Below are 14240 nucleotides of genomic sequence, written 5' to 3'. Positions count from 1 at the left end.
CGTATTCAGTTTTGAAGGAATGAGATGAAAAGCTGTATTCCCGATTACTTGTAAAAAGTAATGGAGAATGCAGCTTTTTTTGTATTTCCGCCAACACCTACAAATCTGATTCAAAAAAATACGTGCTCTAATAAAAGGAGCGTGTGCACAGCCGAGAGTGACGAGTGTGGTCATTATTGTGATTCCAGTCGATTATGCTATGCTGAAAGACATACAGCTTTTTCAAATGAAAGAGGGATCAATATGCTTATTCTTGCAGTGGAGGATGAAAAAGCGCTGCTTCAGACAATTGCAGGAGTCCTGACCGATGAGGGTTATCAGGTGGATACGGCAGAGCGCGGAGATGACGGCTTGTTATTGGCGGAACGCGGCATCTACGATTTGTTGGTCCTGGACATTATGATGCCAGGAATGGATGGCCTTTCACTGGTGAGAACGTTGCGTACAAAAGGGATAATGACGCCAGTTTTATTTTTAACGGCAAAAGATAGCGTAGAGTCGAGAGTCGAGGGATTAGATGCCGGAGCCGACGATTATTTGGTCAAGCCTTTTGCGGCCGAAGAACTGACGGCGAGAGTGAGAGCCCTCTTGCGCCGACAAGGGAAACAGAACACAGAAGGCGATCTGGCATACGGTCCTCTATCTCTGAAGATAAATGAATATGACGGTTTTGTTGATGATGAGCCGATGAAGCTAACAACGAAGGAGTACGAGCTGCTTAAGTACTTCCTGCAAAATCGGGAGCAAATATTGACGCGCCAACAAATTTTTGACCGCGTATGGGGAATTGATTCAGAAGCGAATTACGGAGTGGTCGATTTGTATGTCCACTACCTGCGCAAGAAGCTGGGTGCTTACGAAGGCTTCATCCGAACGATCCGCAATGTGGGCTACATTTTGAAAAAGGAAGACAAATGATGTTTCGAAAAACGAGGATTCGGCTCGTAACGTTGAACGTAGTAGTGGTGCTGCTCTTGTTGAACGGGCTGGGGAGTGCAGTCTACTACACGATGAAGTATCGTCTCTATTCGCAGGTGGACCGAGAAATGACCAAAGTTAGTCAAAGGCTGGCAGTTGATTCTTTGCCTCGTCTCCATCGGATTGAAGACGACCCTTTCCCATTCAACCGTCAGGAGAGGAAAAAGTTTAATGATCTGGATCGCCGGTATGTTTTACTCGTCTGGGATAGCTTTGGTCGTGTCATTGGGACCGCATTTGGTGACAGGCTGGAGCCAGAGGAATACGCAGAATTCCAGCATAACGGAAAAGCAGACGGGATCGAAACGAAAACTGTGAATGGACAAGTCTATCGCGTGCAGACAGTTACCGTTCCGAAAAAGGTCGTTGTAGGCAATCGGATACAGACCGCGTACCAGTTTCAACTGATTTACAATCTGGCACCTGAGCAAAACATGTTGGACAGCTTGTTGTACGTTGTCATCATCGGCGACATTATCAGTATTGTCATTGCGATCGTGGCTGGGTGGTTTTTGGCGAGAAGGGCACTCATCCCGATCCAAGTTTCGTGGGAAAAACAACAGCAGTTTATTGCCGATGCTTCTCATGAGCTGAGGACGCCGCTCACGGCCATCATGGTTAATCTGGAGAGGCTTTTCAGACATCCGGATCATACGATCGAGCAGGAAAGCGAAAAAATCATGATAGGGATGCAAGAGGCCAAGCGCTTGAGCAAGCTCGTCTCTGATTTGCTTACACTAGCTCGCAGTGATTCTAACGAGTTGCAGATCATGAATCAGTCGCTGCGCTTAGACGAAGTCGCGATGAAATGCACCCAGGTTTTTGCGCAACTTGCCATCGCACGGGAAATTCGTCTCGAAACAGACATTCAGCAACCCATTGAGATGGTGGGGGACCAAGAGCGTCTTCATCAGCTCATGGTCATCTTGCTGGACAATGCCTTGAAGTACACGAACGAAGACGGCCGGATTTATGTCTCTTGCAAAAAGGAAGGCGGTCGCGCTTCGATTCTCGTAAAAGACAGTGGGATCGGGATCGCCAAAGAGGATATTCCGTATTTGTTTGATCGCTTCTATCGGGTGGATAAAATGCGCTCTCGAGCGACAGAAGGAACAGGCTTGGGACTATCCATTGCCAAATGGATCGTGGATGCGCACCACGGAAAGATTCAGGTCAGCAGTGAGGTAGGTATCGGAACGAGTTTTTTGGTTACACTTCCAATAAAGCCTTAAACAGATGGATAGAACCGTTTTCCCGGCGAAGGGAATCGGTTCTTTTTTCAAATAGTGGAGCAATTCCATTTAACATACATTTATGTTTCAAATATCTCTAAATTGAGGTAAACTAGAGGTAGGGAAGAGAGGAGTGGCGTACTAATGAACATGACGATCACTAAAGCAGCGGTAGCATGGTTTCGGGAAGAATGGGGATGCAAAGAAGGAGACAGCATTCGTTTTTTTGTCCGGTATGGAGGCGTTAGTACGGTTCAGGATTCATTCTCGATGGGGATTGCCAAAGAGTTGCCGAATGAAATCGGCATTTCGACAGTAGAGGATGGCATCACATTTTATATGGAAAAAGATGAACTGTGGTATATGAATGGAAGAGGGCTGATTGTCGATTATCGGCCAGAGACAGACGAAGTAGAATTTAAGCTGGATTAAGCAAGGAAAAGGATAGCTAGTAGATGAAGGGCTCCGGATATACGGGGCCTTTTTATATGAGCGAAAAACTAAAATACAATACTTTACAAACAAAAATGTATAGTATATGATGGATACATAAATGGAAAAAGGAGGAAGTTATATGCGTTTACTTGATTCTTACTTGGAGCTTGGCATTACGGGAATGGCACGTGCAGCTGTAGCGGGATGGTTCGATGGTCATTATGGGGCAGCCTTATTGGCAGGGTACTTCATGGATCGTGAGCACGATCTCCCTGAACATGTAAAAGAGGGCATTGAGCGGACATGCGAGTCCTTCCGCAAGCAAAAACCTGAATGGTTTGTTCCACTAGATCAAGACGAGCAAGCTGATCCCTCCTTGTTACAGCACGTCATCGATGGCCTCCAGCAAAATGTGAAGCAGCTGCGGACCTCAGGTCATGGACTAGCACTAGGTGTGTTGGCATTAAAAGCATTGCGCGAACGCCCTGATATGATCACTCCGACTGTGGTGAACGGCCTGGTCAAGATTCTCCAAGCGACGACAGCAGACAGGATAGACCGTTATTGGGGCATCGAGAATTACCATGGCATGACGATTGATGATGTCAGAGACGAAGTTGCGCCTTACCATACAACGGCAGAGATGGCAGAGCGGGCGTTTGACGAACTACATTTGGTTATACCGCCGCGTGATATTAACGGGGTACGCTATCATTTGGCGAGTGAGGTCGTCCATAACATCACACATGCTCATGCGTTAACAGATCTGGAGCGATTCGGTTATGAGGATATTGTGAAGCCTGGTATCGTAAACCATCGTCTTCAAATCTATTTGAATCGCCATGTTCCTCCGTTTGTTTTGGAGGAAGAGGTGAAGGAGCCAGCGTTCGAGGAAATTTTTTCACCGCTATACTGGGATAGACTATACAGCGATCCTCATGCATTGAAGCTTCCGTATGCTGCGTTGGATCTGCTAAAGCGGTTTCCGCCAGAGAAGAGAGCTCTTGCCGAACGAAATTTGTGCAAGCTTTTGACGATTACGGATTAATACAATCACCTAAATAAAAAGAACAGGGAGGCCAATAGGCACTCTCTGTTCTTTTTCATCTCGAATGAGTCGTCTACCAGGTAGGAATGACAGTCGTAGTAGACTCCCGATTTGCATAGTAGCTTTTATGCTCGATCAGGGCATTGCGAATGGAAGACTCATTGATGTCGAAACCGATTCCTGGAGTTGTCGGTACAGCCAGCATACCAGGTGCTGCAAAATCGATGACAGGTGTCACGATATCTTCAGCAAAGTAGCGATGGGAAGGGGATGTGTCGCCAGCAATCGTGAAGTTGCTAAGCGAAGCCATCGCGATGTTATGGGCGCGGCCAATCCCTGCCTCCAACATTCCTCCGCACCATACTGGTACGCCGCGTGTCTCACACAGGTCATGGATCTTTTTGGCATCGGTAAGACCGCCTACGCGACCGATCTTGATGTTGATAATTCGGCAACTGCCGAGCTCGAGTGCTTTGCGGGCATCTTCCACTGTATGGATACTTTCGTCGAGGCAGATCGGCGTTTTTAGTTCCCTTTGCAAGGTCGCATGGTCAATGATGTCGTCATGAGCCAATGGCTGTTCAATCATGATCAAACCGAAGCCATCCAAAGCCTTCAGCATCTCCATGTCTGCCAGCGTATATGCAGAGTTTGCGTCCGCCATCAGTGGAACATCTGGTCCAAATGTGTTGCGGATTGCACGCATTGGCTCGACATCAAAGCCCGGTTTGATTTTCACTTTGATCTTTTTGTAGCCGTCACGGATGAAGCCTTCTACGCGTTGCAGCAGTTTTTCGATGGTCGGCTCGATTCCGATACTCACACCGACGTCAATCGTCGTACGAGTTCCGCCCAATGCTTGGGAGAGGGAGAGGCCGTTCATTTTGGCGTACAAATCCCAGACGGCACCTTCCAAAGCGGCCTTGGCCATGTGGTTACGGCGCATCCAGGAGAAGAGGCGGGATACGTCATCAGGATGCTCGATCTCCCGTGAAAATAGCTGCGGGATCAAATACTTTTCGAGCATGTACCAGACCGTATCGACATCTTCCTCGTTGTAGACAGGGACGTCCATCGCGACGCTTTCGCCGAATCCGACATGGGCACCGCTGTATGCACGCACTAGAATGCATTCCTTGTGGGTTTCGACTCCCATACTCGTTTCAAAAGGGGAATTCAACGGAATTTTGATTCGTTGCAGGTCCACGCGTTCGATTTTCATGTTCATCTCTCCTTAACCATTCATATAGATTGTCGCTCAAACGTATTCAGTACCGTTCTTGCCAAAATCTCGATGCCGTCTAGCAGTGCTTCTTTTTCAAAAGTCATCTGCGGATGATGAAGTCCTGGTGTCAGGCCACAGCCCAATCCAAGCATGGTCGCCCGAAGCTGTGGACGTTCTTTCGTGTAGTAGTGGAAGTCTTCCGCGCCTGGTGTCTGAATCGGCGGTTCGAGCTTCTCTGCCCCCAAGGTTTCGGTAATGGCATCCGCCATGATCAGTCTCGCTTCTTCGTTCACTTCCGCTGCATAGACGCGTTCGGTGATTTCGTAAGACAGCTCAACTTCATAGAGGCGGGAAACGTGTTGCAAAATGTGCTCGACACGGGCAAATAGGGCGTGAATGACTTCATTCGTCTGTGCCCGCAGGTCCAAGTGGAACTGCGCCGAGCCTGGAATGATATTGCTGCTTTTGCTGCCGGCTGCGAGTTGAGTCATTTTGACGGAATAAGGGACGAGCGGATCGAGGTGAATGCCTTTTAACTGCTCAACAATCGCTGCGGCTACCTCGATAGCGTTGACTCCGAGATGAGGTCGTGCGCCATGAGCATCGGCACCCTTGATTTGCCCGAATATCGTGCCAGCCGCCCCGTGCAAGATGGCAGAAGCAGCTGTGCCGCGCGGGATTTCCTGAATGGGACGAAGGTGGACACCGTACAGAAAATCAATATCGTCCACTACTTGCTTGTTCACCATCACAAGTGCGCCATTTCCGCTTTCTTCTGCTGGTTGGAAAATGAGCTTCAGGCGCCCAGGGAGTTGGACGTCCATTGCTTGCAATACCATGAGGACGCCTAATGCCATGGTCATGTGCGCATCGTGTCCGCAGGAATGGTTCGCGGTAAAGACGCCGTTTACTTCTTGCCAGAGTGCGTCCATGTCTGCTCGTACGCCTACAGTGAATTTTCCCGGCGTCAGATCGCCCCATTCGCCAACAACACCCGTCACGTCGTCAAAGGTAGTGACGCGGCAATGGTGTTTTTTCAAGAAGTCAGCGATAAACGAAGTGGTCTGTACTTCCTCCCAGCTTATCTCTGGATGCTGGTGTAAATGCTCGTATAGAGAAAAAATGGCGGGCTGCAATTGTTTGATCGTTGTGCGCATGGTTCCTCCATCGGTTTGTTCATGAGTAGTCGATAAGTGAAGCGAAGGCTACGCCAATCCACTTGACGCAGCCAGTTTTGTGAAAAGCTCATTGGTTACGAAACGCCGATTGTCACTGCTACTATGAGCGCGATCGAGGCGATCACTGCCCAGCCGAGAAGAAGCTTCCAAATGAATTTGACCCATTTCTCATACGGAATGCCTGCAACTGCCAGATAGCCCATCAACGCAGAAGAAGTCGGGATAATGGAGTTGGTTACCGCATCACCATATTGGAAGGCAAGAACCGCTATCTGACGTTGGATGCCGAGCAGATCCGCAATCGGCACCATGATCGGCATGGTTGTCGCTGCCTGTCCACTACCAGAAGAGATAAAGAGATTGAGAAAGGCTTGAATTACAAACATAGCCAGCACGTTTACGGCATCTGGCAAATGACCAATCGCCGAAGTCAGACTGTTAATCATCGTATCGATAATTTTTCCGTCTTCCAAGACGACCGTGATCGCGCGGGCAAAACCGACGATCAGCGCGCCAAACGTAACAGCTCGCGCACCAGCGACGAAGGAATCAAACAGCGTATTGACTGACAAACCTCCGACGAGACCAGCAACCAGGCCCATGATCAGGAAGGAAGCGGTAAGCTCTGTCAGGAACCATTCGTACTTGAATACACCGTATACGTTGAAGGCGAGACCACAGACCATTACCAGGAACACGAGCTTGTGGCGTGCATTCAGATCGGGGATGTCTACGGTTGTCTGTTCTTGACTGGCGTGATTTTCTACGCCATAAAGCACACTTTTGGTTGGGTCTGCTTTGACACGATACGCATAGCGCATGACGTACCAGATAGCAAAAGCGAGAACGAAGACATACACAACAGCACGGAAGGTAAGACCAGAGAAGAGCGGCAATTGTGCGAGCGACTGTGCCACCCCAACCGTAAATGGATTGATCATCCCGCCCATGAAGCCGGCAGCAGCCCCCATGGTGATCATGGCCGTACCTGTTACGGCATCGAAGCCCATTGCACGAGCCAGCGCGATACCGATTGGAACGAAGATGATGCTTTCTTCTGCCATTCCCATGGTGAAGCCACCGATGGAGAAGAGGAACATGGAAGCAGGAATGAGCAACTTTTCCCGACCCTCCAAGTGTCGGACACCTTTATTGATCCCGGCTTCAATCGCACCCGTCTGGCGGATGATTCCGAATACACCGCTTACAATAAAGATGTAGAAAATGATTTGCGCGCCTTTTTGCATCCCTTCTGGAATCGCTTTGAACATGTCAAAGAACGAGACCGGATTACTTTCTACAGGATGGTAGCTGCCGTTGACGACGACGGTTTTGCCTGAGGCAACGTCTTTGACGCGTTCGAACTCACCAGCCGGGAGTACGTAGGAAGCTAGGGCTGCCAAAATGATAATGATAAAGAGGATGGCATACGTATGCGGCACAGAAAAACGTTTCTTTGCAGGTTTCAATGGATGTGTAGACATGAGGTCACCTCGCTTTTTTTTGCTTATGACAAGCAAGGGTCGTGCCAAGTGTCGAAATTTCCCGAATATAAGCGTTTTCAGTGGATTTTCATAGGCAAGGGAAGGGAAAACAATGCGCTTTAGGAATGTTTATTAGGTTTTATTCAGCCTAATACATCCTATTATTCATTGGGCGGAAGCTAAATCCGCCCGTGTTTTCGCAACAATTCGATACCCGCGGGGGTGATGGAGGTTCCTTGTCGGGTTGTTCCTGAACGTACCAAACCTTGCTGCTCCAGCAGTTTCAACTTGTGACGCAGTGCGCTCTCTGTCCAGCCTACGGATTGTAGCTCAGGGGAGTGCGCCAATTGATAACGCCCGACTGGTTTGTTGGATACGTAATAATGATGCAAGCAATACAAAATATCCAAGTCGCGGTTGTCGTCCAATTTAGGGATAGAAGCCGTCTGCTGCTTTTGAAATAGGCTATCCGTCAATCGTTTAGGGAGGTCCTGAATGCCGATGACAGGATGCTCGCTTACCGTAATGGCATAGTCGACGACATTTTTCAGTTCGCGAATGTTCCCCCGCCAGTCATGGCGATAGAATAGCTCCATTACTTCTGGCGACCATGTTTTACGAATGCCTTGCTGCTCCAGATGCTCATCGATGAGAAGGGGAATATCGCTGATTCGCTCGCGCAAAGCGGGAATCTGGATCGGCAGGACAGCCAAACGATAGAACAAATCCTCGCGAAAGCTTCCCTGGGAAACAGCGTCTTCCAAATCACGATTGGTAGCAGCGATGATGCGGCAATCCACAGAAAGAATTCCCGTGCCGCCTACACGGATGACCTGCTTTTCTTGCAGCACGCGAAGTAGCTTGACCTGAATGGCCCCAGAGATGTCCCCCACCTCATCGAGAAAAATCGTCCCACCGTCCGCTTGCTCAAACAGGCCGGGCTTTCCGCCTTTTCGTGCTCCTGTAAAGGCACCGTCTTCGTAGCCGAACAGCTCGCTCTCCAGCAGATTTTCCGGCAAGGAGGCACAATTGATTGCGACAAAGGGGCCGTTTTTGCGGAGGGAGTGCTGATGAATGGCATGGGCGAACAGCTCTTTTCCCGTCCCGTTTTCGCCTGTTAGCAGGATCGTTTGATTGTTTTTTGCCATCTTTTTGCCGAGCTCGATGACTTGGAGCAGCGGTTGGCTTTGTCCTTTGATATCGGAAAAGGAGTAGGTCGCTGTATGACCGCGCAACGTAAGCGTGGTTCGCAAGCGTTGGATTTCGGTCACGTCTTTTAGCGTACAAACGAAGCCTAAATGCTCATGCCTGCGGCGGATGCTTTGACTGCTGACAATAAATTGTTTGTGTTCAATGGTTACGAGGGCGTCCTCCTGATCTTCCTGCTCAAAAAAGGGCTGTAGCAAGCTGTGCTCCTTCAACACCGTGTACGGTTGTCCAACAATAGAGGATGCATGTGGACAAAACAACTCAACGGCGACGTCGTTAATAAACGTGATCAAACCTTGTTCGTTGCAAGCGATCACGGGATCTTTGACTGCCTGAAAGGTAGATTGCAGCTGGCTGTTGAGCTTCTGTACTTCTGCGTAGGAGGTGCCGAGCATTTTCGCGAGTTCAGACATTTCTACGATGAAGGCAGACAAGTACTCGCGCTCCCATTCACTGGGCACGCCTACCTTGCGACCGGTATCAATCAGGTCATGAATGCTGATTTTGCGAAAACCGAGATCGATCACCTCCACATGAGGTGGAAGAGGTACGTCAGGAAAGCTCATGATGATGGCGTATTGAAATTCGAGATCATCAAATGTACAGCCCGGGTGAAAGGGAACGTAATTCAAATGATCGACGTTCGCCTCTAATAAGTTTTGGATGACCTCCTGTGCGGAAACTGGCGAATTGTTCATGACAGGGACGGTCGTCCCCGGAGGAATCTGCATCAGCGCTTTCATTTTGCGCAACTCGAAAAAACGGTTTAAAACCGTGATGGGCACGGAGTCAGCAACAGCTTGACGGGCAACTGTGTACAGCTCTGGGGATTTGGTTGTGATAAAGACATGATCGACTCCGCTTAAATCGGGAATGTGCTCATGGCTGGCATAGCCGATGACTTTGCAATACGGCTCGAAATAAGCCCGTAGTTCGTTTAACAAAAATTCGAGAGTGTCCGTTCCTTTTGCAATCAAGACAATGGTGTGGTCCATGCTGCACCGCCTTTGCTCAAACAATCGTGAATGTTTTGTAATCTCATGATAGCACAATGCCTGGCTGTAATCGGATGGATTCGCTTGTATAGAGAGGAAAGACAAGGATTGATTTGCTGGCAAATGCTAGTTCAAAAAGCCGGCTTTTTGAACATCCGCAGCAGGTAAATGTGTTTTAATAGAAGATATAACAGAAGCAGGAGGAATCAGCATGGAGGACAGAGTGGTTCCAGAGGTGCTGCAAATGATTGGGGAAGTCGTGCCAGACGGGGTATCGATTGCGATCTCGGACGGCTCACAATACTTGTACTATCAACCGAGTTCCAATATTGACTTGAAAATTACGCCGGGGGATATCGTTCCCATAGGCTCGGCTACACATCAAGCACTCATGGAAATGGGAAAAGTAGGGCATCAGGTGGAGAGTCGTATTTTTGGCGTGCCGTACTACGGACTCTCGCTTCCATTAGTGCGAAATGGTCAGATCATGGGCTGTATTACCGCCATCTATCCACCTCAAAACGTTCCGCTCACGAATCCGGAGGCGCGTCTATCGTTTTTGGTCGGAAAAGGGGAGGACGGCTGGCTGCCTATTCCGTTAACGGAGATCGTCTATATCAGCTCTCATGAAGGAAAAACGCTTTTGCATACGGCTAGTGGATCATATTCGAACAAATACAACATGGCTGAACTGGAGTATATGCTCCCGCAAGACCGATTTGTGCGCTGTCATCGGTCGTATTTCGTCAATATGGAATCGATCGGCTTTATTCACCCGCATTTTCATTCGACGTTTTTATTGGAGATGAAGGACAAGCAAAAGACGAGAGTTCCTGTGAGTCAGTCGTACGCCAGCTCGTTTCGGCAATTGCTCGGCTTCTGAAATATCTGATAAATGAGAACGGTTCGCTGTCGTTTTTTCTTGATAGGCGCGTAAATATTCTGTTTTGTTGAAAATCGAGTGCCCGCTCAGAATCCCTGTGCTAGTGTAAAGGCAATAAAGATGGCATAGGGGGTCACAATGATGTGGGAGCGCTTACGCGATAAACGACTGGCAGATAAAATCGTGACGGCTGAGGTAGCAGCAGGATGGATTGAGGATGGCATGACGATCGGGTTAAGTGGTTTCACGCGTGCTGGTGATGCCAAGGTTGTGCCGCTCGCATTGGCTGAGCTGGCGAAAAAAGAGAACAAGCCTTTTGGCGTAAACGTATATACGGGAGCTTCACTCGGCTCCGATGTAGATGCAGTGATGGCGGAAGCGGGGATCATCAACAAGCGATTGCCTTTTCAAGCAGATCCGGTCATGCGGAAAAAAATCAACGATGGCAGCATGATGTTCGTTGATCAGCATCTGTCGCATACAGCGGAAGCGATTCGCCAGGGAGCGATAGACGCAATCGATTACGCAATTGTGGAAGCGGTTGCAATTACAGAAGAGGGCATGATCATTCCGGCTACGTCCGTGGGGAACTCCAATATTTTCGTGGAAAATGCCAAGCATGTCATCATTGAGCTGAATATGGCTCAATCGGTGGAATTGGAAGGCATCCATGATATTTATACACCAGCGAAACAAGGAGAGCGTGAACCGATTCCACTCACGTCCGTGGATCAGCGAATGGGTACAGCAGGGATTCCCGTCGACCCGGATAAAGTAAAAGGGATTGTCCTGACGAATCAGTTGGATTCCCCCTCGACGATTGTGGAACCGGACGAAGAAACGGCGCAGATTGCGGCACATCTGATCGAGTTTTTGCGTCAAGAGGTAAAAGAGGGACGCTTGCCGAACAATCTCGCGCCATTGCAATCGGGAATCGGATCGGTAGCGAATGCGGTTTTCAACGGATTTTTGGATTCTGAATTCACGGATCTGACTGTCTTCTCGGAAGTGTTGCAGGATGCGGTGTTTGATTTGCTTGATGCAGGTAAAATTTCGTTTGCCTCAGGCTGTTCGATCACATTAACGGCTGACAAGATGAAGCATGTCACTGAAAATTTCGCCCAATACCGTGACAAGCTGCTGTTGCGTCCGCAAGAAATCACGAACCATCCGGAGCTGATTCGCCGCCTCGGTCTGATTGCGATCAATACCGCGATTGAAGCGGACATCTACGGCAACGTCAACTCGACCAATGTATCGGGTACGCGAATGATGAACGGCATCGGCGGCTCTGGTGACTTTGCTCGCAACGCACGTCTGGGTATCTTCGTAACCAAGTCGATTGCCAAAGGTGGAAACATTTCGAGCATCGTTCCGTTTGCCTCCCATGTGGATCATACCGAGCACGATGTAGATATTATCGTGACCGAGCAAGGCTTGGCTGACTTGAGAGGCTTGGCTCCGCGTCAAAGAGCCGTCAAAATGATCGAGAACTGTGCGCATCCGATGTACCGCGATCAATTGATGGCGTACTACGAGGAAGCACTCACACGCGGCGGGCACACCCCGCATGTACTGGAAAAGGCATTCTCCTGGCACGTACGTTACGCGCAGGAAGGCACGATGCTTGCGAAAAAGCCAGCGTTGGTTTAAACGATTAAATGATAAAAAAACAAACCCGCTCGGGCATGGAAGCCTTGGCGGGTTTTTCTTGTCTCCATAGCAATGGATGAAGGATCTTTACGTTTTTACGCTTGTAAGCTTTCCTGCCTTTTTTCCTGAGCAAACGAAGCCCACGCAAAGCCAAAGCCGACGAGAACGAGCAGACCGCCGACCCAGCTGATGTGAACAATACCTGCATGGTCTACGATCACTCCACCAAGTCCTGCACCCAGCGCCAGCCCTAGCTGAAAAACCGAGGTGTTCATACTGAGGGCCACCTGCGAAGAGTGAGGGGACAGCGTGATCAAATAATACTGCTGGGCGGGAACGGTGGTTTGCACGGCAGCTACCCAGAACATAACAGTGATGATTGCCCACGTGAACAGTTGCGACGACAGCGGCAGAATGAGCAAGATGGCCGCATGGAGAAGCAAGCTGACATACAGCGTGGGGCGAATCCCCCATTTGTCAGTGGAGACGCCTCCGATCCGCGAGCCAGCCACACTAGCGAGTCCTGCCAAGAAAAGCGTGGTGCTTACCCAAGCAGTCGTCATGGCGGAGGTGCTCTGTAGAAGCGGAGTAATGTAGGTATAGACAGTGGAATACCCTGTGACAAAAAACAAAGAGATAAATAGCGCATGGATCACCCGTTTGTTGCGGAGTGCTGCCAACTGTTTGCGTAGCGGGACGGCCTCTTCTCCTTGCTGCTTTGGCAAATAGACCAAGATGGCGAAGAAGGGAATGAGTGTCAGGACGGCAATGAGCGCGAAAACAGGGCGCCATCCCCAGATGTCTCCCAGCATGGTGCCAAGTGGAACCCCAAGCACGAGCGAGAGGCTAAAGCCCATGAGGATGATCGCGATGGAGCTGCCTTTTTTCTCTGGGGAGGCCATGTTAGCCGCTTGCGCGAGAGCTACCACGGTGTAGATGCCTCCACAAAGCCCCAGCAGAATGCGGGATACCATCAATAGGGAGAAGCTTGGGCTTATGGATGCGAGCAGGTTTGCCACTATGAAAGAAAACAGCGTCCAAAGGATGAGCTTTTTGCGTTCTACTCCCGCGGTGAGCGCAATCAAGACCGGAGCACCAAAGGCAAAGGCCAGGGAAAAGGCGGTCACTAACTGACCAGCGAGGGAGAGGGGGACATGGGTGTCATCTGCGATCATGCCGATGATTCCGGTCACGATTGACTCAGCCGTGCCAATCATGAATTCTCCCAAGGCCAGCAATAGGATTAAAAATTTTTTAGACAAGGTGGTTCACTCCTCGAGCTAACAAAATGGATGTAGTGACATTTTACGAAACGATTTCTATAATTTACATACATGAAACAAGGTCTTTGCGGTGAATGACTTTCTATATACAAGTTATTTGGCAGGAGATACTTATGGATTCGAAAGGGTGATCTGCGTGGACCAAATCGATTATAAAATCATTAGCTTGCTGCACGAAAATTCGCGGATACCATTCGCAGAGCTTGGGAGAATCATCGGGATGACGCAGCCTGCTGTGAAGGAGCGGGTCCGCCGTCTGGAGGAGCAGGGAATCATTACGGGCTACCACGCGTCGATCTCTCAGGAAAAGCTGGGTAAGCACACGACTGCTTTTGTCATGTTCCGCACCAAGCAATGTGCGGCGTTCATCGATTTCTGCAAGCAATCGCCAGAAGTGACGGACATGTACCGGATCAGTGGGGAGTACAACTACATGCTGAAAGTGGTAACAAGGTCGACGGAGGAATTGGTTGCCTTCTCGGAACGCACCGGGGATTTCGGCTTCTCCTATACGTTGATCGTGCTAACGGCGCCATTTGAGCAAAAAATGATGCTGGAGGAAGAGAAAATCTTCTGATTGTGCTTCTGGCCGAACAAAAAAGAGGCTCCGCCGTATCAGGGCGAAGCCTCTTTACTT

Annotated in this window: 12 protein-coding genes; 7 read left to right on the top strand and 5 right to left on the bottom strand. The window is 49.4% G+C overall.

The annotated features are described in order from the left end of the window. The first annotated feature begins 243 nt into the window (after window positions 1–243). The 4 genes from C7R92_RS15785 (at window position 244) to C7R92_RS15770 (ending at window position 3693) form a co-directional block, all read left to right on the top strand. The gene (locus tag C7R92_RS15785) at window positions 244–918 is read left to right on the top strand and encodes a response regulator transcription factor (protein ID WP_017247146.1); all 675 of its coding nucleotides are present in this window, start codon (window positions 244–246) and stop codon (window positions 916–918) included. Then, window positions 915–2210: a sensor histidine kinase gene (locus C7R92_RS15780; RefSeq protein ID WP_083261727.1), complete on the top strand. Its 1296-nt coding sequence runs from the start codon at window positions 915–917 to the stop codon at window positions 2208–2210. Before C7R92_RS15785 ends, C7R92_RS15780 begins: the two co-directional genes overlap by 4 nt. A 144-nt stretch (window positions 2211–2354) precedes the next feature. Continuing rightward, the gene (locus C7R92_RS15775; protein WP_007728959.1) at window positions 2355–2642 is read left to right on the top strand and encodes a HesB/YadR/YfhF family protein; all 288 of its coding nucleotides are present in this window, start codon (window positions 2355–2357) and stop codon (window positions 2640–2642) included. 142 nt (window positions 2643–2784) lie between these two features. Beyond that, on the top strand, window positions 2785–3693 hold the full coding sequence (locus C7R92_RS15770; protein ID WP_106834909.1) for a hypothetical protein: 909 nt from the start codon (window positions 2785–2787) through the stop codon (window positions 3691–3693). Between the two features lie 73 nt (window positions 3694–3766). Here C7R92_RS15770 and menC read toward each other — a convergent pair whose 3' ends face one another. The 4 genes from menC to C7R92_RS15750 all read right to left on the bottom strand — a co-directional run bounded on the left by menC (window position 3767) and on the right by C7R92_RS15750 (window position 9784). Further along, entirely contained in the window at window positions 3767–4915 is a 1149-nt protein-coding gene (gene menC / locus C7R92_RS15765; protein ID WP_106834908.1) for an o-succinylbenzoate synthase, read from the bottom strand. 20 nt (window positions 4916–4935) lie between these two features. Beyond that, window positions 4936–6075 carry a M20 peptidase aminoacylase family protein gene (locus tag C7R92_RS15760; protein ID WP_106834907.1) on the bottom strand — a complete coding sequence of 380 codons (1140 nt, stop codon included), beginning with the start codon at window positions 6073–6075 and terminating at the stop codon, window positions 4936–4938. Window positions 6076–6170: 95 nt separating this feature from the next. Beyond that, the gene (locus tag C7R92_RS15755) at window positions 6171–7580 is read right to left on the bottom strand and encodes a YfcC family protein (protein ID WP_106834906.1); all 1410 of its coding nucleotides are present in this window, start codon (window positions 7578–7580) and stop codon (window positions 6171–6173) included. A gap of 179 nt (window positions 7581–7759) precedes the next feature. Beyond that, window positions 7760–9784 (bottom strand): sigma 54-interacting transcriptional regulator, encoded by a 2025-nt coding sequence (locus tag C7R92_RS15750; protein WP_106834905.1) that lies wholly within the window; start codon window positions 9782–9784, stop codon window positions 7760–7762. Between the two features lie 211 nt (window positions 9785–9995). Here C7R92_RS15750 and C7R92_RS15745 point away from each other — a divergent pair, with 211 nt between their 5' ends. Further along, the gene (locus C7R92_RS15745; RefSeq protein ID WP_106834904.1) at window positions 9996–10667 is read left to right on the top strand and encodes a LytTR family DNA-binding domain-containing protein; all 672 of its coding nucleotides are present in this window, start codon (window positions 9996–9998) and stop codon (window positions 10665–10667) included. A 141-nt stretch (window positions 10668–10808) separates the two neighbouring features. After that, window positions 10809–12320, top strand: a complete 1512-nt coding sequence (locus tag C7R92_RS15740) for an acetyl-CoA hydrolase/transferase family protein (protein ID WP_069851916.1) — start codon at window positions 10809–10811, stop codon at window positions 12318–12320. Between the two features lie 95 nt (window positions 12321–12415). Here the strand turns inward: C7R92_RS15740 and C7R92_RS15735 are convergent, their stop codons facing one another. Next, on the bottom strand, window positions 12416–13582 hold the full coding sequence (locus C7R92_RS15735; protein ID WP_106834903.1) for an MFS transporter: 1167 nt from the start codon (window positions 13580–13582) through the stop codon (window positions 12416–12418). Between the two features lie 157 nt (window positions 13583–13739). Here C7R92_RS15735 and C7R92_RS15730 point away from each other — a divergent pair, with 157 nt between their 5' ends. Further along, the gene (locus tag C7R92_RS15730) at window positions 13740–14180 is read left to right on the top strand and encodes an Lrp/AsnC family transcriptional regulator (RefSeq protein ID WP_069851918.1); all 441 of its coding nucleotides are present in this window, start codon (window positions 13740–13742) and stop codon (window positions 14178–14180) included. Window positions 14181–14240: the final 60 nt, after the last annotated feature.

Origin of the sequence: Brevibacillus porteri, from assembly GCF_003013475.1 — a bacterium.
Taxonomy (GTDB): Bacteria; Bacillota; Bacilli; order Brevibacillales; family Brevibacillaceae; genus Brevibacillus; species Brevibacillus porteri.
This window is presented reverse-complemented; position numbering and strand designations above follow the sequence as displayed.

What these genes read in the sequence shown, in the direction of transcription:
- C7R92_RS15775 (WP_007728959.1), top strand. Translation starts at nt 2,355, where the DNA reads ATGAACATGACGATCACTAAAGCAGCGGTAGCATGGTTTCGGGAAGAA.
- C7R92_RS15760 (WP_106834907.1), bottom strand. Translation starts at nt 6,075, where the DNA reads ATGCGCACAACGATCAAACAATTGCAGCCCGCCATTTTTTCTCTATAC.
- C7R92_RS15755 (WP_106834906.1), bottom strand. Translation starts at nt 7,580, where the DNA reads ATGTCTACACATCCATTGAAACCTGCAAAGAAACGTTTTTCTGTGCCG.
- C7R92_RS15745 (WP_106834904.1), top strand. Translation starts at nt 9,996, where the DNA reads ATGGAGGACAGAGTGGTTCCAGAGGTGCTGCAAATGATTGGGGAAGTC.
- menC (WP_106834908.1), bottom strand. Translation starts at nt 4,915, where the DNA reads ATGAAAATCGAACGCGTGGACCTGCAACGAATCAAAATTCCGTTGAAT.
- C7R92_RS15785 (WP_017247146.1), top strand. Translation starts at nt 244, where the DNA reads ATGCTTATTCTTGCAGTGGAGGATGAAAAAGCGCTGCTTCAGACAATT.
- C7R92_RS15770 (WP_106834909.1), top strand. Translation starts at nt 2,785, where the DNA reads ATGCGTTTACTTGATTCTTACTTGGAGCTTGGCATTACGGGAATGGCA.
- C7R92_RS15780 (WP_083261727.1), top strand. Translation starts at nt 915, where the DNA reads ATGATGTTTCGAAAAACGAGGATTCGGCTCGTAACGTTGAACGTAGTA.
- C7R92_RS15750 (WP_106834905.1), bottom strand. Translation starts at nt 9,784, where the DNA reads ATGGACCACACCATTGTCTTGATTGCAAAAGGAACGGACACTCTCGAA.
- C7R92_RS15740 (WP_069851916.1), top strand. Translation starts at nt 10,809, where the DNA reads ATGTGGGAGCGCTTACGCGATAAACGACTGGCAGATAAAATCGTGACG.